The sequence below is a fragment of the Clostridium sp. 001 genome, assembly GCF_019056555.1.
GTDB lineage: Bacteria > Bacillota > Clostridia > Clostridiales > Clostridiaceae > Clostridium_B > Clostridium_B ragsdalei.
In genome coordinates this window covers 3,093,539-3,112,909 of sequence record NZ_CP020473.1, presented here as the reverse complement: position 1 = coordinate 3,112,909, position 19,371 = coordinate 3,093,539, and the positions used below count along the sequence as shown (strand labels likewise).

General features: G+C 31.1%; 17 protein-coding genes and 2 riboswitches. Of the genes, 3 read left to right on the top strand and 14 right to left on the bottom strand.

What is annotated here, in order from left to right; all coding sequences use genetic code 11:
• Positions 1-61 precede the first annotated feature (61 nt).
• The 7 genes from B5S50_RS21635 to B5S50_RS14450 all read right to left on the bottom strand — a co-directional run bounded on the left by B5S50_RS21635 (position 62) and on the right by B5S50_RS14450 (position 7,125).
• Positions 62-1,243, bottom strand: a complete 1,182-nt coding sequence (locus B5S50_RS21635; protein WP_254306602.1) for a hypothetical protein — start codon at positions 1,241-1,243, stop codon at positions 62-64.
• Between the two features lie 2 nt (positions 1,244-1,245).
• Positions 1,246-2,232, bottom strand: coding sequence for a M56 family metallopeptidase (locus B5S50_RS21630; protein WP_254306601.1), 987 nt, complete (start codon positions 2,230-2,232; stop codon positions 1,246-1,248).
• Between the two features lie 40 nt (positions 2,233-2,272).
• Positions 2,273-2,653 carry a BlaI/MecI/CopY family transcriptional regulator gene (locus tag B5S50_RS14470; RefSeq protein WP_065078160.1) on the bottom strand — a complete coding sequence of 127 codons (381 nt, stop codon included), beginning with the start codon at positions 2,651-2,653 and terminating at the stop codon, positions 2,273-2,275.
• A 213-nt stretch (positions 2,654-2,866) separates the two neighbouring features.
• Positions 2,867-3,952 (bottom strand): XdhC family aldehyde oxidoreductase maturation factor, encoded by a 1,086-nt coding sequence (locus B5S50_RS14465; RefSeq protein WP_065078159.1) that lies wholly within the window; start codon positions 3,950-3,952, stop codon positions 2,867-2,869.
• Positions 3,953-4,245: 293 nt separating this feature from the next.
• The gene (locus tag B5S50_RS14460; RefSeq protein WP_065078158.1) at positions 4,246-4,944 is read right to left on the bottom strand and encodes a GntR family transcriptional regulator; all 699 of its coding nucleotides are present in this window, start codon (positions 4,942-4,944) and stop codon (positions 4,246-4,248) included.
• Positions 4,945-5,641: 697 nt separating this feature from the next.
• Positions 5,642-6,004, bottom strand: coding sequence for a hypothetical protein (locus B5S50_RS14455; protein WP_013237345.1), 363 nt, complete (start codon positions 6,002-6,004; stop codon positions 5,642-5,644).
• 152 nt (positions 6,005-6,156) lie between these two features.
• A complete protein-coding gene (locus B5S50_RS14450; protein WP_065078157.1) occupies positions 6,157-7,125 on the bottom strand; it encodes an asparagine synthetase A in 969 nt (322 codons plus the stop codon).
• 294 nt (positions 7,126-7,419) lie between these two features.
• On the opposite strand from B5S50_RS14450, the gene B5S50_RS14445 reads away from it, so the two are divergent.
• Positions 7,420-7,899 (top strand): Lrp/AsnC ligand binding domain-containing protein, encoded by a 480-nt coding sequence (locus tag B5S50_RS14445; protein ID WP_065078156.1) that lies wholly within the window; start codon positions 7,420-7,422, stop codon positions 7,897-7,899.
• Positions 7,900-8,003: 104 nt separating this feature from the next.
• Positions 8,004-8,222 carry a DUF378 domain-containing protein gene (locus B5S50_RS14440; protein WP_065078155.1) on the top strand — a complete coding sequence of 73 codons (219 nt, stop codon included), beginning with the start codon at positions 8,004-8,006 and terminating at the stop codon, positions 8,220-8,222.
• Positions 8,223-8,444: 222 nt separating this feature from the next.
• Here B5S50_RS14440 and argH read toward each other — a convergent pair whose 3' ends face one another.
• From argH to B5S50_RS14405, 7 genes are all read right to left on the bottom strand, one after another.
• Complete coding sequence (gene argH / locus B5S50_RS14435; RefSeq protein WP_065078154.1) at positions 8,445-9,761, bottom strand: argininosuccinate lyase; 1,317 nt, start codon at positions 9,759-9,761, stop codon at positions 8,445-8,447.
• A gap of 1 nt (position 9,762) precedes the next feature.
• Positions 9,763-10,968 carry an argininosuccinate synthase gene (locus B5S50_RS14430; RefSeq protein ID WP_217302180.1) on the bottom strand — a complete coding sequence of 402 codons (1,206 nt, stop codon included), beginning with the start codon at positions 10,966-10,968 and terminating at the stop codon, positions 9,763-9,765.
• 86 nt (positions 10,969-11,054) lie between these two features.
• The gene (locus tag B5S50_RS14425; RefSeq protein ID WP_065078152.1) at positions 11,055-11,834 is read right to left on the bottom strand and encodes an amino acid ABC transporter ATP-binding protein; all 780 of its coding nucleotides are present in this window, start codon (positions 11,832-11,834) and stop codon (positions 11,055-11,057) included.
• 33 nt (positions 11,835-11,867) lie between these two features.
• Positions 11,868-12,518 (bottom strand): ectoine/hydroxyectoine ABC transporter permease subunit EhuC, encoded by a 651-nt coding sequence (gene ehuC, locus B5S50_RS14420; protein WP_023162835.1) that lies wholly within the window; start codon positions 12,516-12,518, stop codon positions 11,868-11,870.
• Positions 12,519-12,547: 29 nt separating this feature from the next.
• The gene (locus B5S50_RS14415; RefSeq protein WP_065078151.1) at positions 12,548-13,372 is read right to left on the bottom strand and encodes an ABC transporter substrate-binding protein; all 825 of its coding nucleotides are present in this window, start codon (positions 13,370-13,372) and stop codon (positions 12,548-12,550) included.
• Between the two features lie 388 nt (positions 13,373-13,760).
• Positions 13,761-14,447, bottom strand: a complete 687-nt coding sequence (locus tag B5S50_RS14410; protein ID WP_065078150.1) for a hydrolase — start codon at positions 14,445-14,447, stop codon at positions 13,761-13,763.
• A gap of 93 nt (positions 14,448-14,540) precedes the next feature.
• Entirely contained in the window at positions 14,541-16,940 is a 2,400-nt protein-coding gene (locus B5S50_RS14405) for a homocysteine S-methyltransferase family protein (protein ID WP_217302179.1), read from the bottom strand.
• A 394-nt stretch (positions 16,941-17,334) separates the two neighbouring features.
• A riboswitch (SAM riboswitch) is annotated at positions 17,335-17,442 on the bottom strand.
• Between the two features lie 286 nt (positions 17,443-17,728).
• Positions 17,729-17,837: riboswitch (SAM riboswitch) on the top strand.
• 111 nt (positions 17,838-17,948) lie between these two features.
• Here B5S50_RS14405 and B5S50_RS14400 point away from each other — a divergent pair.
• Positions 17,949-19,232, top strand: coding sequence for an O-acetylhomoserine aminocarboxypropyltransferase/cysteine synthase family protein (locus B5S50_RS14400; RefSeq protein WP_217302178.1), 1,284 nt, complete (start codon positions 17,949-17,951; stop codon positions 19,230-19,232).
• The last annotated feature ends 139 nt before the right edge of the window (positions 19,233-19,371 follow it).

Here is a 19,371-nt window from a genome sequence, read left to right as displayed (position 1 = left end):
AAAAAACAGCATGTCAAAAATATTCTTTTTTAAAATATTCTTGACATGCTCATAATTAAATTTAGTCTATTGGTTTTGAATCAACAAATCCTTTAACTATTTCATCCTGGTTTGCTATATTTGCCATTATTAAAACTTCACAATAAAATCCATTTTCTTTCCAAACATAAGTATCTTCCTTTATTTGTTTATTTGCTTCTGATTTTTCATAAGTCTCATATTTAAGAACTTCTTTACCATCAATTTTTATCGTATTAGCTTTTTTACTCATATCATCATATGCTTTTGAACTTTTCCCCTGTGTAAATGTCAAGAATCCATTTTTTAAATTATAAAATGTATTCAATTCATAACCCATTTTTTTATTTTTTATATCAGAGTCTCCTGAAATTCCTACTGCTGAACCTTTTATAGTTATATTCTTATTAATACTTAATGGAAATTTTGGATTAAATTCTAAAAGTTCCTTAGCTTTTTTCAAATCTTGTTTTTCATATATTGGTAAAGTTGCAACTTCAGTAGAAACATCTTTCGGTATGGAATAACTTACATTTTTAACATCTTGATCATATTTTATAGAAGTTGCAATTTTTCCTACATCATCTATAGGAATACCTACAGTTAAGCTTTTATTTTCTTTACGTTGAGTTTCTATACTGTATCCTATACTATACCACACGCCTTCATTTTGCCATATAAAACATTTATCTATTATTTTATAATTATAACCCATAGGCAATGTACTTTTTATTGTAATATTATATCCGTTTATTCCTTCCAAATTCATTGCTTCTTTATTAACTTCAACTTTTCCTTTGCTTTGATCTTCTGCAATCTGTTTTAAACATTGTTCCATGTCAACTTTGGAAGCTTCAAAATTAAAAACACCATCCTTTTTTGAAAAAGACACTTCTAAAGAATTGTCTGTATCAGAAACTTTTATAACATGAATACTTGCTAATACGTATTTTGTCGGAATATAATTGGGTACTTTAACTTTAAAACCTGTAACTTCTTCTGCCTTTTTTAAGTTATCATAATATTTAATTGGTGCATCAATAAGAAATTTATTATTTTGATTTTTTACTGATGATTTATTGCTACTAACCACTGCAGTAGTTTTATCTGCTTTCATACTTTTAGCATTTACAGCAGTTGTAAGTATAGCTCCTGAGGCTACTACACAGCATATTACTGCAATAGCTGACATTTTATAGGAACCTTTTTTAAAATTTTTTATCATTTCTATTCTCCTTTTAATTTGATTTTTCGTTTCAAAAAAACTGCTAATCGTGGGATCTTATTGCTTGACACTAATTTTGAAAAATTAATTAACGTCATTCCATAGTCTTCAGCCTTCTCTTCCCCAATAATCTCAAGCACATAAGTATCACAAGCACATTCCCTTTGAAGTTTCATTTTCTTCATACAAAACCACACAATAGGATTAAACCAATGCAGTATAACGGCAAGAACAGCAAAAAAATTATAGGCTAAATCCATCCTTTTATAGTGAATTAATTCGTGTAAAAGTATATAATATAATTGTTTTAAATTATTTTTAGTACATACACACTTAGGAATATAAACTTTGGGTTTTATTATTCCTAATGTGCATGGACTTTTAAAATTATCACAAATATAAACAGGTATATCCCTAGTTATATTTGCTTTGTTTTTACACTCATTCAGTAATTTTATACTTTCCAAATCTCTTACTTCTTCCAAATTTATAATTTTCCTTTTGAATTGCAGTCTAACTGCTAATAAAAATGCAGCTATACTGAAAACTCCTACTATCCATATAAAAGAAGCTATACCTAAAATACAGGAAGTTATATATTCTTTTATTGTATTTTCTCTACTATAAACCATTTTTGATGGAGATTGGTTTATCTTGGATATTTGATTCTTAGAAGTATAGCTATATTGGATTTTTCCTTCTCTTAAAAAATCAGATGCAGCGTAAGTCATACTTTTTATTGTACTTTTATTTTCAATATTTGAACTATTTTGATGATTTTCATGTAACAAATTAAGTAAGCTTAAATTACTTTGAAACTCCACTGGTATTATTAATCTTATAACAACTATGATCCATAAAGCATGTTGAAGTCTTACTGAAATGTGTTTATCAAATAACTTTAAAATTAAAATTATTAATAATCCTGCAATGCTTGCTGTTATGGAAGCACGAAAAACCCATAAAAAGCTTCTAATCAAAATATCCATATTTAATATCCCCCTATTTTTAGTTTCAAAAGCTTAAACCCTACTTTCCTTGTTTTTTATTTTTAAGAATCTGTTCTAACTCTTGAATCTCTTTTTCTGATAGAGATTCTTCCTCTAAAAACTTGGTAAAGAGCATACTTACAGCCCCGTCATATACCTTTTCAAGAAAAGATTGATTTTCAGCCCTTACACATTCATCTTCAGATATTAATGGATAATAATTATATATTCTGCCTACTTTTTTAAATCCTATTGCTTCTTTTTTTGAAAGCCTTGTTATAAATGTTTTTACTGTTTGTGCCGACCAATTCATTTTAACTGTTAAAGAATTAATTATTTTTTCAGATGTTAAGGGATTTTGTTTCCAGAGAAGCTTCATTACTTCCCACTCAGCTGCTGAGATTTTTGGCATTTCTTTCATACTTACTCCTCCATTTTTAGTTTACAAGTGTAGATCTACAATTTCAGTCTACATATGTAAACTGAAATTGTCAAGGCAAAACTTATATTATTTACATCTTTTTATTTTACAATTCTTCTTTATAACAAAAAACTTCCAGTATACTTAGTACACTAGAAGTTTTATTTTTTGTTTGAATCACTATACTATTCTATTTTTTAATCTTAATCATACTTAGTTACAACAAATATCTGAATTATTACCCTTATCTATCTTTTCACCTTCTGATCTTACTTTAATCAGTTCTCCCACAATACTTACTGCAATTTCTTCTGGTGTTTCTGCTCCTATACTTGTACCTATTGGTGAGTAAACACTTTTAATTTCTTCTTTTGTATATCCCTGATTAAGTAATTGAGTAAAAATCTTATCTCGCTTACTCTTACTTCCTATCATGCCAATATACTTGGCATTGCTGCGAAGTACCTGCTCTAGAACAACTTTATCATAAAGATGTCCCCTAGTCACAATCACTAAATAACTATCTTCATCAATATGTAAATTTGGTAATTTGTTAAATGAATCAATGGTCATAAGTTCTGTAGGCTCTGAAAATCTTCTTCGATTAGCATACTCTTCACGATCATCTAATACTACTGTTCTAAAACCAACTGTCTCACTTAAAGGTGCAATTCTTTGAGATACATGACCTGCCCCAAAAATATAAACTGTTCCTTCAGGACGTAAAGGTTCTACCAAAAAACGCTGATTATCTATTACTTCAGCATGTATTGATATTTTTGCTGGTCCAGCTATCAGTTTCTCTAAGATATTTGGATCACAATCAATTTTACCAATAAGAGTTTTATCTGGTTTTACTATGCATTGTTGGCATCTCAAATTAGAAGTACCAGAGACATTATCTAGCACTGTAATAAACCATGCTTTTTCCCTCTTTTTCTGAATTTTTACTACTGTTTCATAAATCATTCGATTATTTTCATTCTGAGCATCTATAAAGTCTATTAAAACCTCACCTTTGCCACCACAAATCATATCCATAGAAGCTACATCATTGTGAGTTAAGTCAAAAGACTGTATTACAGTTTGTTTTAAAGCCAGTGACTTTTTAGCAAGATCTATAGCATTAGCTTCTAAACGCCCTCCCCCTATAGTTCCAATAATTGAACCGTCATTTCTAACTACCATCTTTGCACCAGCAGTACGCGGTGCCGAACCAGTTTTATCGAATATAGTCGCTACTACAAAACTTTCTTCTTTCTGTAAAAGTTTTACCATCTCTTTGTATAATTCTTTCATTTACATACCTCCATATTCATTAAATATAAGATAGATTAACGTTTCAAAACGTTTACTCTTAAATTTTATAACAAAATTTGTAATTGTTCAACTTAAATTATTTTAGGCTCTATAGCTCTAAAATTAGTTTATCTAGCACATTTTTATAAGTTTCAATTTTCCACTATCAACTGTAGACTGTTTAAAAACATGTATACGTGTTAAAAGGGCTGATATACTAATTAATTAGTGCACCAGCCCTTTTTCTAATATTTATTTCATTCTGAAAACTCTGTAATAATTAAATCCTACTTTTATTGACTAACCCCGTGTAACTTAATATAATCTCCTCTAAAGTAAGTTATTCCAAACCCAATTGGCTTGTCTTTAACATCATTTAATTTTTGCTCTACAACAAATAGTGCAACCTCATCATACATTTTTAAAAGTTCTTTAATCTCTTCTCTCGGCATTTTAGCATACATTACAATTTCCTTATTCAAACTATAAAGAGAAGCCCTATTGGACATCATTTCTGGGAAAGTAGCATTTTCAAGCTCATTTTCTATAATTGGAACTCCCTTTTGGTATATCAGATATTTTAAATCATAAGCCATGGCATCTCCTTGTGTATAAAACAATCTTCTAATTCTTATTATCTTTCTATTTTTACTTATACGAAGATTAGTTGCAAGTTTATCATCAGGCAAAACAACATCTACAGATAGAAGTTTTATGCGATCCACATCATTTATCAAATTGTTTCTCTCACTATAAAAAATAGTATATTTGTTGTAATTAGGCTTTTGAACAAAATATCCTTTTCCTGGTATAGAATATATGTATCCATCATTGGATAAAATGGAAAGTCCCTTTCTAACCGTCATCCTGCTTGTACTATATTCACTGCATAAAGCTGTTTCAGAAGGCAAATCATCCCCTGTTTTAAGTTCGCCACTAATAATTTTATCACGTATATCATCAGCTATTTTACAATATATAGAGTTTTTCATTATTTACTACTCCTTATTAAATTTCATCTAATCCATATAAAACAATTTTAACATAATTATAATATTAGAATTATAAAACGTCATTGTCAATATTATAGGCTTTTAAAAATTAAGTCATTAATAAACAGAGTCCTGAGCATACATAAAATTTAATTTCAAGTACACTTAGGACTCTATGATCCAGATGCATATTTGCCTCTTCTTCCCAAGTGATAGCTCAAGTAATCACTTTATTATCTAGAGATGGGGGTCTCAGAAATGGAAGTTTAAAACTAAATAATAATCTGGTAAATATAAGCTGTAATTTATTTACTAAAAAAATTACAGATATAAGCTATATATTTTTTAATAAGGTAACAACTTGTATATACATGTTAGTATATGTATACCTTGTATTTTTATTATATATCAGTTATTTGTGTTTTGTCAACGTTTTTATTACAATTCTTACTACTTCCGATAATATATTTAAGTAAAATATACGTTTCTTAATTCATACGTACTGTTTCATAATTAGTGTCGAAAAATAGCATTTATAAATAAAAAATATTGATTTATGTAAAAATCTATGATATTATGAACATGTATTAAAAGGTTAATAGATATCCCCTATTTATCCACATGCTCCCCCATGTGGATTTTTTTTATACAAATTAAAAGCCTACCTATAAGTAGACTTTTAATTTGTATAAAAAACTTACTTTTTGTTTTTATTATGTTTTGCTCTATTTGGTTTAGCCTTAGGCTTTATCTTTATGTTCTTTTCTTTTTGTGAACCTTTTACATCATATATGGCGCCGCTTCTTAAATCCACAAACCATAAAAATAAAACTAAAAATACAGCAGAAGATATGTATTGCCATACACTCCCATTTAAATTATATCTAAAATAGGCTGCTATTATTGTAGGCAAGAAAAAAGCTGCTATAGACAATAAAAGAATTATCCATCTGTTTGGATGAAACTTGTATAAAATACGTATTTTTAATTGATTATATACAAATAAAAATATTATTGCAATAAATGCTACCTGTAATAGTACTTGTAACCATAAAGGCATTTGCTCTCCCCCCTTAGTTTGTCTATATATATTATTATATACTTTCTAACTTATATCAATACCTTTTCTATTTATTTGTCTGAAAACCTACATGACAGTAAAATTTCTAAAAAAATAACTAAAGAGGCTGTCCATTTTAGACAGCCTCTTTTTTAGAATATATATTTTTCTTTTCCTGGTTTTCTGCTAAATACAGTCACATCATCAATTTCTTGTTGTTGACATACAAATCTAGTCATTCTTTCAACTCCGAAACCAGCTCCTGCTGTTTTAGGGAGCTCTCCTCTTTTCGCAAGCTCAATGTAGTTTCTAAGTAAACTCTCATCCGTTTTAGCTTCTCTCATTCTTGTAATTATTCTATCATATTTATATTCTCTCTCTCCACCACTTAATCCTTCTACATAACCCATAGGCCATATTAAATCATAGTTTCTATACGTACCCCTGTTATCCAAATCCTCAGCATCGTAGAATTCTCTCTTATGGTTTATTAACCAGAATGGTTGTGTCGCTTTTTTTGAAGCTATAGCTTCAAAATCATCTCCATATTTTGCTTTTAACTCTTGAGTTGTATGTCTCTCAAAAGGACCTGTTATATCTAAGTGAGATGTTCCTATTCCTAATTTTTCAAACTTGTCCTTACATTCTTCTTTTATATAGTCAAATGCATATTTTATAAGACCTTCCATAAATTCAAATACTGTGTCCATTGTACCATCTTTAAATTCAAAATCAACTTGAGTAAACTCAAATAAATGTCTTTTATCTCCTCTTTCTGGCAGCTCCAATCTTACATTTGGAGATACAATATAAATTTTTTGTAAGTTTGGATTTGAAAGAGCTATTTGTTTATGAAATATCATGGACTTTGTTAAGTTAAATTCTTGTCCTTGATAAGTAATTGCACACTCTTCTACGCTGTGACAAAGTGGATCTGTTATAGGTGCCAGCATGTTAGGTAAAAGTCTAACTACTCCATTTTTATACATATAATCATCTACTGCCCTCAATATAGCTTGTTGTATACCAAGTATAGTAGGTAATTTTTCTCTTCTAACTTTTTCCATAGTTTCATCCAAAAGTTTTAATTCCTTTTCATCTTCTAATACATATGTTTTCATATATGTGGCCTCCCTAAACAATTTATATAAACTCTCAATGAATATTTTTTCTCTAGTTTCATTACCAATATAATAATACTTTTTCATGTATTTTGCAATATCATTAATTAATATTATAATTTTTTATAAATTTATCATTTCGTTATACCTAAAATTAGAAATTCATAAATTATTTATTAATGATAAGGTTTACAATTATTAATTTATCAAAATTTCTGTTATAATGTTATTGTACACATACTAATTTAAAGTTTTCATAAAAAATACGGATAACTTTAAAAGGAGGAATATAAATTGAGCTTAAAAATTAATGGTTTAGATGACTTAGACCTTCAAATTCTTGAAATTCTTTTGAAGGATTCAAGGACTCCTTTTCTAGAAATAGCTAGGCAATGCCATGTAAGCGGTGGAACCATACATGTTAGAGTTAAAAAAATGGAGGACATGGACATAATAAAAGGTACTAAGCTTATAATCGACAATTCAAAAATTGGATTTGACGTATGTGGCTTTATAGGCATTTATTTGGATAAAGCTAAGTCTTTTAATAATTCACTAGATGAATTAAAACAAATAAAAGAAATCGTGGAAATCCATTATACAACAGGAGATTATTCTATATTTGTAAAGGTTCTATGTAAAAATATCACTGACTTACAAAATCTACTTATGAATAAAATTCAATCTGTAGATGGAGTTCAAAGAACTGATACAATAATATCTTTATTTCAACCTGTAGATAGAAGCATTGATATCGATGTTTTAGGTGAATAGCTTACTACTTACCTTCTTTTTTCATTTTCTTTTTATTTAAACTCATAAATTTTATAAAATATGCAAATAATATTTTTGTATAAAAATAAAAAGGAGATGTAATTATGAGGACATTAGATATAATTGCACTAGCATTAGTTGTAATAGGTGCGTTAAATTGGGGACTAATTGGTTTTTTTAGATTTGATCTTGTAGCGTCACTATTTGGAACAATGTCCACAGCTACTAGAGTAATATACGCTCTTGTAGGACTAGGAGGGTTGTATGCACTTTCGTTTTTCGGAAATGAAAGAAGCACTGGGGATACAAAAGAAGTCAAATAAGGCATTTGAAAGAAAATAACAAGTCAAAGATGCGACGAATATTTTTTATCAGACAAGGAGGCAGGTTCCGCAGATAGTGAATCCTATCTAAGGGTTCTACCGACGCAGTATGATAAAAAATAGGCTAGCATACTGACTAGTTATTTCTTTGAAAATGCCTAATTATAAGCGTAAGTAGAAAACAATTATAAAAGTCTTCTACTTACGCCTTAATTTTACATACTATCTGAGATTTTTCTTAATTCCTCTATTTAATGTATTTTCATAGTTTATAAACTCATATACATCATCTGAAAAAAGAGAGCTAAACTTTTTCAGTTCATCTACAGAAACATCTTCTATAGCCTTATCTCCTTCTTCACAATACAATACAATTTCACCAATTACTTTGTGAGCATCTCTAAAAGCCATTCCTTTATTAACCAAGTAATCAGCTGCTTCTGTAGCATTTAAAAATCCTCTCTTAACAGCTTTAAATGTATTGTCTTTTTTGATTTTTAATGTGGAGAGCATACCACTCATAACTTTAAGACAGCTTAATACAGTATCTAAGGAGTTAAAAAACTGTTCTTTATCTTCCTGCATATCCTTATTGTAGGCAAGAGGAATGCCTTTCATTGTGGTAAGCAGTGACATGAGCGAACCGTATACTCTCCCTGTTTTGCCCCTTATGAGTTCTGCAGCATCGGGATTCTTCTTCTGGGGCATTATGCTGCTTCCTGTAGAAAATTCATCATCTATCTGTACAAAATCAAATTCTTTACTGCTCCATAATATAAGTTCTTCACTTAAACGGCTTAAGTGCATCATTATTATAGAAAAATTCGATAATAACTCCAGGACATAATCCCTATCACTTACACCGTCTAAAAAGTTATCTACAGGCTTTTTAAAGCCCAATTCTTTTGCAGTAAAACTTCTATCTATATTATAAGTTGTTCCAGCAAGAGCACAGCATCCAAGTGGATTTTCATCCATAATTTCAACTGCATTCAATATTCTTGCTTTATCTCTTTTTAACATATTGTAATACGCCATTATGTGATGCTTAAAAGTTACAACTTGTGCCCTTTGAAGGTGTGTATACCCAGGCATCATTATATTGTTATTTTCTCCAAGATTTTTGATTACATCTTGAAGTTTCTCTATGTTCTTTATAACTTCTAATGCACTTTTTTTACAGTATAATCTAAAATCCACTGCTACTTGGTCATTTCTACTTCTAGCAGTATGCAGTTTCTTTCCTACCTGTCCTACTCGCTCTATTAAATTCACTTCTACAAAAGTGTGTATATCCTCATAATCTCCTTCTATTTTAAGTTTTCCATCTTCAATGTCACTTAAAATAGATTGCAGTCCTTTTAATATGGATTCTCCTTCTTCTTTAGACAATATATTGCATTTGGAAAGCATTTTTACATGAGCCATGCTTCCCTCTATATCTTCACTGTAAAGAAGTTTGTCAAAGCTAAGAGAACTATTAAAATCCTCCATAAGCTTGCTTTCAGATTTTTTAAATCTTCCTCCCCAGAGTTTCATATTAATTTTCCTTTTCCTTTTTTACCGCAGCTCTTATTTTAGAAGGTAAACTGAAGATTTTAATAAATCCATCTGCATCTTTATGGTCATATAAATCACTTGCACCAAAAGAAGATATACTTTCATTAAATAGAGGATGTAAGGCATCTATACTTGCTGGCATTATATTTCCTTTATATAACTTTAATTTTACGGTTCCTGTTACATTTTCCTGAGTAGACTCAACAAAAGCATCCAGTGCCTCTCTAAGACTTCCAAACCAAAGTCCATCATATACAAGCTCACCATATCTTTGAGATACTAATTGTTTATAGTGAAAAGTATCCTTGTCTATAGTTAATCTTTCAAGAGCAGTGTGTGCAGCATATAATAATGCTCCACCAGGAGTTTCATATACACCTCTTGATTTCATGCCAACCAATCTGTTCTCTACCATATCAACTATTCCAATGCCATTTTCTCCACCTATTTTGTTTAGCTGTTCCATCATATCTAAAGGGCTTAATTCTTTTCCATTTAATTTTTTAGGCTCCCCTTTTTCAAAATAAAGTTCTATATATGTGTCTTCATCTTTTGCTTTTTCAGGTGTAGTAGTCATAAAGTACATACTTGTTTTATGCTCATTTCTTGGATCTTCCAAATCCCCACCTTCATGACTTACATGCCAAATGTTTTTATCATTTGAATATATTTTTTCCTTAGTTACAGGAACATCTACTCCCTTTGAATTTGCATAATCTATAGCATCTTCTCTGGACTTTATGTCCCATATTCTCCAAGGTGCTATTATCTTTATTGTAGGATCAGAACTTGCTACTCCAACCTCAAAACGTACCTGATCATTTCCCTTTCCTGTACATCCGTGAGCTATATATTTTGCTCCTTCTGCATGAGCTATTTCAACTAATCTCTTAGCCATAAGTGGTCTTGCAAGAGATGTACCTAAAAAATACGCATCCTCATACAATATATTGGCCTTTACTGCCTTAAATAAATAGTCTTTTACAAATTCTTCTTTCAAATCTTCAATATATACTTTAGAGGCCCCTGTTCTAATGGCTTTCTTTTTTACTTCTTCCATGTCATCATCTTGTCCTACATTTATACAAGCTGCAATAACCTCTAAGTCATAATTTTCCTTTAACCAAGGAATAATAATTGATGTATCTAATCCTCCTGAATATGCTAACACAACTTTATCTTTCATGAATTCGCCCTCCATATATATTTAAATTTTAATAAACAGCTTAAACAAATAAAAGTAATTAAAATCACAGCTAAAATACTGGCTTTTTATTTTAAAACTTTATTTAAAAATTCCTTAGTTCTATCTTCTTTCGGATGTGAAAATACTTCCTCTGGAGTCCCCTCTTCAACTATCTTTCCTCCATCCATAAATATAACCCTATCAGCTACTTCTCTGGCAAACCCCATTTCGTGAGTTACTACTACCATTGTCATACCTTCCTTAGCCAGATCCTTCATTACATTCAAAACTTCTCCCACAAGTTCAGGATCTAAGGCTGATGTTGGTTCATCAAACAACATTATATCCGGATTCATTGCAAGAGCCCTCGCAATAGCAACCCTCTGCTGCTGTCCACCTGAGAGTTTAGATGGATAATATTCCATCTTATCTGCAAGTCCCACCTTACTTAAAAGTTGCTTAGCTCTTTGTAAAACCTCTGACTTTTTTTCTCTTTTTACAACTAGTGGAGCTTCCATAACATTTTGAACAGCTGTCATATGTGGAAACAAATTAAAATTTTGGAAAACCATTCCCATCTTTGTAGTTATTTTTCGAAGCATTTTTTTGTCCTTAGGGTTTAGCTTATCCCCTTCTATAACTATAGTTCCACTATCCAATTCCTCCAGATGATTTAGACATCTTAAAAGTGTACTTTTCCCTGATCCTGAGGCCCCTATAACTACAAGGACCTCACCTTTCTTTACTTTCACATTTAAATCTTTAAAAACTAAAAGATTATTAAAACTCTTAGTTAAATTAGATGCTTCTATCATATATTCATTTTTATCTAAATTTTCGCCATTATTTAAAATAGCATTTTCCATAAATCAAACCTCCACTTAAAATTACTCTAATTTCTAACTGTAAATGGCCAATCTTCTTTCGAATATTCCAAATACAGTTGTAAATACAGTTGTCATTATAAGATACAATATTGCTGCAGTTAAAAATACAGATATTGGATCAAAGCTACTTGCATATATCTGCTGAGCCGACCTCATAAGTTCAACCATAGCTATAGTAGATACCAATGAAGTATCCTTTAATATGGATATAAATTCATTTCCTACTGGTGGTATTATTATCTTCCAAGTTTGTGGTAAAATAATTTTTCTCATAGTCTCTACATAACTAAATCCAAGAGCTTTTGCTGCTTCAAACTGTCCTTTGTTTATGGATTGTATTCCACCTCTTATTATCTCAGCCATATATGCACCACAGTTTAATCCAAGTCCTAATATAGCTGCAGTAAAAGGAGTAAGCTCTATTCCAATAAAAGGTAATCCATAGTAGAAGAAAAATAGCTGCAAAAGTAAAGGCGTTCCTCTAAATATCCATGTATAAAAACTTGATACTAATTTTAATACAATATTTTTAGACAATTTCAAAAGTGCCAAAAATACTCCAAGCATAGTTCCTAATATCAAGGTGATTACTGTAAGTTCAATTGTCATTACACTACCCTTTAATAAAATAGGTAATATATTTTTAATAAATTCTATGTTCACTTACCTTACCCACTTTCTTTTTGCATATACTATTTATATATATCTTCTCCAAACCATTTAGTAGAGATTTTAGACATTGTTCCATCTTTTTTTAACTCATCTAATGCTTTTTGTACTGATGTTTCAAGTTCCTTGTCTCCCTTTTTAAATCCTATTCCCATAGGCTCATTGGTAAGTTTTTCATTAAGTACTGTATATTTTCCTTTCTTGTCAGGGCTAGATATATAATATTTTCCAACTGGTTCATCTACTATAACAGCATCAATTCTTCCTATTAATAAATCCTGAAGTTCTTCTGTAGTCTTATCATATTTTTTAACTTCTTTTATGCCTTGTAACGTTTGAACAACTTTTTCACTAGTTGTACCAAGTCCTACTCCTACTTTCTTTCCAGCTAAATCTTTTGAAGTCTTAATTGCTTCATTTCCAGTTTTAGTAACTATAATTTGTGCATTTTGTATATAAGGCTCTGAAAAATCTATTTGCTTTTTTCTCTTTTCGTCAATACTAAGTCCTGATATTATAACATCAAATTTTCCAGAGTTAAGTGCTAAAATTATTCCATTAAATTCAGTACATACAAATTGAGTCTTTACTCCCAGCTTTTTGCCTATGGCATTTGCCATATCTATATCAAAACCTTTAAGTACGTTTTGGTTATCTCTAAATTCCATTGGTGGAAAAGAATCTTCAAGACCTACCTTTAGAACTCCTGCTTTTTTTACCCTCTCTAAAGCATTCTGTCCTTTTTGTCCATCTCCACTATTACTGTTACTGCTCCCGCATCCTGCAAATAAAGCAGCTGCAAAAACAATTGTCAACATTACAATTATTGTCTTTTTTAACTTCTTCATTTTTTTTCCCCTTTTCTATAATTATTATTTTTAACTCCTTAGGTTAAATATATAAATAATTATACATTTATTTTTATATTTATTCAATACCTTTTTTGCTTTTTCATAGTATTTTATTGTATTCTTATATATTTTTAAACTGCAAAAGTTAAGCTAATTAAAAATAAGAGGGCTGACATACTAGTTAACTAGTGAAGCAGCCCCTGTTTATCCGATGACTACCTGCTCTAATACTCCCACTTCTCCAAGTTGGAGTAAAGAGCAGCTACGTCCCTGGATAACGATTTTTCCTAAAGGATAACGCCTTCTAAGTGCTGAAGCACTAAGAATCCTGTTAATAAGCATTAGGTGGAGTCAAAACTCCATCTGATGCCAAGAACTCTGTTTATTACATATTCCTGTACTTTTCCATAGTTCCCTTAAACAATTCTGCCGTAGAAGGAGGACTATAGGAAATAGCATTTGCACCTGCTTCTATAGTTTCCTCTATACTTTCCTTAGTCCTTCCCCCTGTAGCTATAATAGGAATGTCCTTATATTTTTCTCTTATTTTTCTCACAAGAGAAGCACTATTCTTACCTGCAGATACATTTAATATGGAAGTTCCCGATTCCATTCTCTTTTGAATATCATCTCTTTCAGATACTACTGTAACTATAATAGGAATGTCGATAGCCTCTCTAACAGCTCTTACAATTTCATTAGGTGTAGGACTATTTAAGACTACCCCCATAGCTCCAGTAAATTCAGCATTTAATGCTAAGTTTACAACTCTTTTTCCTGTAGTAAGTCCACCCCCTACACCGCAAAATATAGGTACATCAGAAGCTGTAACTAATGACTCTGTTATAACTGATTGGGGTGTAAAAGGATAAACTGCTAAAATAGCATCTGCATCTATATTTTTTATAACTGCTATATCCGTAGTAAATGCAAAAGATTTTATCCTCTTTCCAAAAACTATTATGCCGCTGGCCTCTCTTATTACACCAGGAAAATTTATCATATGTCCTCTAAGTACTCCTCTTATTTCTGGTACATACTTAACATCTTTTTTATTAATCTTCTCACCCATTTTTATATCTCCCAAAACCTATTTTTATATTATCTCTCTTACATATTATTGTATATTAAACACATCAAATATTCCATAAAAATTATTTTTATTCTAAACTGAAAATAATTCTTCTGCTATCTTTACAGTTTCTCTAGCATCTTTAGCATAATAATCTGCACCTATCATATCTGCATAATTTTGATTTAATACTGCTCCACCTACTACAACTTTACATTGAAGCCCCTTATCTCTTATAGCATCTATAGTCTTTTTCATATTGCTTACGGTAGTTGTCATAAGTGCACTGAGCCCTACTAACTTTACATTATTTTTTATTATAGCATTTACTACTTCGCTAATATCTACATCTCTTCCCAAATCTATAACTTCAAATCCATAGTTCTCCAAAAGTACTTTAACTATATTTTTTCCTATATCATGTATATCTCCTTTAACAGTAGCAAGTACTATTTTTCCCCTAGATATCTTATTTTCGCCATTTTTAAGCATATCTTTCTTTATTATTTCAAAAGATTGCTTTACAGTTTCAGCTGATTGTATTAACTGTGGTAAAAATATATCCTTGTTCTCATATTGTATGCCCACCTCATCTAGCGCCGGGATTATATGGGAATTTACTATATCTACTGACTTCTTACTTTTCAAGAGCTTACAAGTTAGCTCTACTGCTTCCTCTTCCATTCCATCAATAATCGCCTGTTTTAGATTTTTATCATTTTCACCTGAATTAGGAATATCACTTCCCCATTTTGCTTTTTCGCCTTCAGATTTACTGCTATATTTTTTTACGTATTCCTTCCCTTCTTTATCTATGTTTGTCAATACCTCAAAAGCTGAAATAATATCTTTCACACCTTTATCCGCTGTATTTATTATTGGCAAGTCAAGTCCTGCCTGAAGGGCAAGTGCAAGAAAAGTTCTATTTAATATACATCTTCTAGGTAGTCCATAGGATATATTGCTTACTCCAAGGGTAGTTTTTACTCCAAATTGTTCCTTTAAAATCTTTATAGCCTTTATTGTTTCAAGAACTTCTTTTTGCTGGGCAGATGCAGTTAACGTAAGACAATCAACTATTATGTCCTTTCTCTTGATGCCATAGTTTTCAGCAGTTTTGATTATCTTCTCTGCAATCTTTACCCTCCCCTCTGCGGTATCAGGTATTCCATTTTCATCTATAGTAAGTGCTATAACACAGCCTCCATACTTCTTTACTATTGGAAATACTTCTTCCATACACTTTTTTCTACCATTTACTGAATTTATTATAGGTTTACCGTTATAAACCCTAACTCCAGCCTCTAAAACTTTAGGATTTGGACTATCTATATCTATAGGCAATTGTACTACTTTTTGTATTGCCTTTACTGCTTCTTTCATAGTTTCAACTTCATCAATCTCAGGAAGTCCTACATTGAGTCCAAGTATATGCGCCCCTTCTTCTTTTTGCTGCACTGCTTCTTTCTGTATAAAATTTACCTTTCTTTCTTTAAGCTCTTTCTTATAAATATCTCTACCTGTAGGATTAATTCTCTCTCCTATAAATTTTATCCTATTACCTAAAAACACAGTATTCCTAGCTGAACACACTGCGGTATAATTTTTTTCTTTTATCTCTAAAGGTACTGTATTTTTCAAACTTTCTACCATAGTTTTTATAAATTCAGGACTTGTTCCGCAGCATCCTCCAAAAAACCTAACTCCTTTTTTTGCCATAATCACTACGTTTTCTGCAAACTCATCTGAAGTTATATCATAAATCGTATTTTCACCATCATACTTTGGGAGTCCTGCATTAGGCTGAACTATAACGGGTATAGAAGAATACTTTAAGATTTCATCTACAATATCTTGCAATTCTTCCGGTCCCAAGGAACAATTCACTCCAAGGGCGTCCACCCCCAACGATTCAAGCACAAATACCATAGTTTTCGGATCTGTTCCCATTAGAGTTCTTCCATCCTGCTGGAAAGTCATTGTACAAAATATTGGAAGAGAACTATTTTCTTTTGCTGCAAGAATAGCTGCCTTTGCTTCGTACAAATCAGACATAGTTTCTATTAGGATTATGTCTGCTCCCGCTTTTTCCCCTATAATAACCTGACTTTTAAACAATTCATATGCAGATTCAAAACTTAAACTCCCTGTAGGCTCCATAACCTGTCCTGTAGGTCCTATATCAAGTGCTACTAATTTATCCTTTGCCTCTTCCTTTACAATTTTTACTCCAGCTGTAATTACATCTTTTATTGTATAATCAGAAGAACTATACTTAAGTTCATTGGCACCAAAAGTATTTGTTATTATGATATCTGATCCTGCATTTAAGTATTCCCTATGTACTTTTCTTATGATCTCTGAATTTGTGATATTTAATGTTTCTGGAAGTTCACCTACTTTAAGCCCTGCTCTTTGAAGCATGGTTCCCATAGCTCCATCAAAAAAAACAAATTTGTCGTTAAACTTATTTAATAAATCTTTAAATAACATTCGCTGCACTCCTTTTTCAAATACAAGTTTCATGTTCAAATTATTTAATCCATTACTTCTTGTATAAAATTTTAAACTTTAAACAAATTTTCTACAATACATCAAATTATTTAATATTTTATGATTGTATAAATATACATTAATATTATTTAAAATTAATATTTATTTACTCAACTTTTTTAATTAATAGTTAAGAATGAAGAATTAATAGTTAATGTGGATTTTTTGCGACAGCTAAAAATCATCCTTCACTATTAATTTTTCATTATTAATTCTTAACTTGTAAAAAATTGCTTTGCAATTTTTTTAAACTGCGAAATACATTTTTATTAAATTATACAAAAAAGCTGCCCTTCAATCAGAAAAGCAACTTTAAATTTGACAAAATCAACTTTCCTTATCTTTCAGAATTTGTTTTATTCTGCAGGAATTAGCACCGATGCACTTTAGTGCCGGTTGTTGGGTTTCACTGGGCCAGTCCCTCCACCTCTCGTGATAAAAGTGCTTTAATATTAATACTTTAACTATCAATTGTCAATACTATTTACATGACTATTTTACTATAATTCGTAATATCAATGAATCTTACTTAGTGGGAAAAGCAGATATTCCAAATCTTTGATTTAATGATAGTCACTCTCTCTTTAAAACTTTATTTCTCCCACTTTGATAGAAGTGGGAGTATTACAGTAGGTAGCTATCAGATAAAATTTTCTAAATATTTTTTTATTTTTCTATTGACAAACCTTATCTATGTCTGGTATGATTTTCTCAATCGAATACGGAACTTCTTATCCAGAGTGGCAGAGGGACTGGCCCTATGATGCCCAGCAACCTGAATGATCATTTTCATTCAACGGTGCTAATTCCAGCAGGTGTAAACCTGAAAGATGAGAAGCATGAAGATAGAATCTTCTTGTAACTTATCTTACAAGAAGATTTTTTTATTCTGCCAGGTTATAGAAGTTTCGTCCAAAATATTAAAAAAAGTATTAGGAGGAATAACCAATGAGTGAAGAAAGAAAGTTATCATTTGAAACATTACAAGTACATGCAGGCCAGGTGCCTGACCCAACTACAGGTGCAAGAGCAGTTCCAATCTACCAGACTACATCCTTTGTATTTAAAGATGCCGATGAAGCAGCAGACTTTTTCCAGCTTAAAAAACCTGGAAATGTTTATGCCAGAATAATGAACCCTACAGAAGATGTATTTGAGCAAAGGGTAGCAGCCCTTGAAGGCGGCAGTGCAGGTCTTGCTACATCTTCCGGACTTGCAGCAATACTTTACGCTGTATTAAATGTGGCAAGTGCAGGTGACAATATAGTTGCAGCTAGCACACTTTATGGTGGAACTTATGAATTGTTTTCAGTAACTTTAAAGAAATTAGGAATTGATGTAACATTTGTAGATCCTGATGATCCTGAAAATATCAGAAAAGCTATTACAGATAAAACTAAAGCAGTTTATGCAGAAACAATAGGTAACCCTAGAATAAATGTTTTGGATATAGAAGCTGTGGCAAACATAGCCCATGAAAACAAAATTCCTCTTATTATAGATAATACTTTTGGAACTCCATATCTAGTAAGACCTATAGAATATGGTGCAGACGTAGTTGTTCATTCTGCAACTAAATTTATAGGTGGTCATGGAACTACTTTAGGCGGAATTATAGTAGATGGTGGAAAATTTGACTGGGCAGCAAGCGGAAAATTTCCTGACTTTACAACACCTGATGAAAGCTATAATGGACTTGTATATGCAGACCTTGGGCCTACAGCTTTTGCTACAAAAGCCAGAGTACAACTTTTAAGAAACACAGGAGCAACATTAAGTCCACAAAGTGCTTTTTATTTCTTACTTGGACTTGAATCACTTTCTCTTAGAGTAGAGAGACATGTAGAAAATACACGAAAAGTAGTTGAATTTTTAAGCAAACATCCAAAAGTTGCATGGGTAAACTATCCTGAGCTTGATGGAAGTCCATATAAAGAATTAGCTAGGAAATACCTTCCAAAAGGAGCAGGTTCAATATTTACCTTTGGAATAAAGGGTGGATCTGAAGCAGGAAAGGAATTTATAAACAGCGTTAAATTGTTCTCCCTACTTGCAAATGTAGCAGATGCAAAATCATTAGTAATTCATCCTGCAAGTACAACTCATGCAGAGTTAAATGAAGAACAACAAAAAGCTGCTGGAGTTACTCCAGATCTTATAAGGCTTTCAATAGGTGTAGAAAACATTGATGATATTATATACGATTTAGATCAGGCTCTTGCAAAAGCTTGATAAATAAGAGGCTGACATACTAATTAATTAGCATATCAGCCCCATATTTGCTATTGTCATCATCTTATAATTAAGTACTAAAGTTTTGCACATATAAAACTTTCACTTAATATAAAAAAATTAGGAAGGAAAGCTTTTG

Bases quoted from the DNA above. Each gene is read 5' to 3' on its own strand.
- B5S50_RS21635 (WP_254306602.1), bottom strand. From the start codon at position 1,243: ATGATAAAAAATTTTAAAAAAGGTTCCTATAAAATGTCAGCTATTGCA.
- B5S50_RS21630 (WP_254306601.1), bottom strand. From the start codon at position 2,232: ATGGATATTTTGATTAGAAGCTTTTTATGGGTTTTTCGTGCTTCCATA.
- B5S50_RS14470 (WP_065078160.1), bottom strand. From the start codon at position 2,653: ATGAAAGAAATGCCAAAAATCTCAGCAGCTGAGTGGGAAGTAATGAAG.
- B5S50_RS14465 (WP_065078159.1), bottom strand. From the start codon at position 3,952: ATGAAAGAATTATACAAAGAGATGGTAAAACTTTTACAGAAAGAAGAA.
- B5S50_RS14460 (WP_065078158.1), bottom strand. From the start codon at position 4,944: ATGAAAAACTCTATATATTGTAAAATAGCTGATGATATACGTGATAAA.
- B5S50_RS14455 (WP_013237345.1), bottom strand. From the start codon at position 6,004: ATGCCTTTATGGTTACAAGTACTATTACAGGTAGCATTTATTGCAATA.
- B5S50_RS14450 (WP_065078157.1), bottom strand. From the start codon at position 7,125: ATGAAAACATATGTATTAGAAGATGAAAAGGAATTAAAACTTTTGGAT.
- B5S50_RS14440 (WP_065078155.1), top strand. From the start codon at position 8,004: ATGAGGACATTAGATATAATTGCACTAGCATTAGTTGTAATAGGTGCG.
- argH (WP_065078154.1), bottom strand. From the start codon at position 9,761: ATGAAACTCTGGGGAGGAAGATTTAAAAAATCTGAAAGCAAGCTTATG.
- B5S50_RS14430 (WP_217302180.1), bottom strand. From the start codon at position 10,968: ATGAAAGATAAAGTTGTGTTAGCATATTCAGGAGGATTAGATACATCA.
- B5S50_RS14425 (WP_065078152.1), bottom strand. From the start codon at position 11,834: ATGGAAAATGCTATTTTAAATAATGGCGAAAATTTAGATAAAAATGAA.
- B5S50_RS14415 (WP_065078151.1), bottom strand. From the start codon at position 13,372: ATGAAGAAGTTAAAAAAGACAATAATTGTAATGTTGACAATTGTTTTT.
- B5S50_RS14410 (WP_065078150.1), bottom strand. From the start codon at position 14,447: ATGGGTGAGAAGATTAATAAAAAAGATGTTAAGTATGTACCAGAAATA.
- B5S50_RS14405 (WP_217302179.1), bottom strand. From the start codon at position 16,940: ATGTTATTTAAAGATTTATTAAATAAGTTTAACGACAAATTTGTTTTT.
- B5S50_RS14400 (WP_217302178.1), top strand. From the start codon at position 17,949: ATGAGTGAAGAAAGAAAGTTATCATTTGAAACATTACAAGTACATGCA.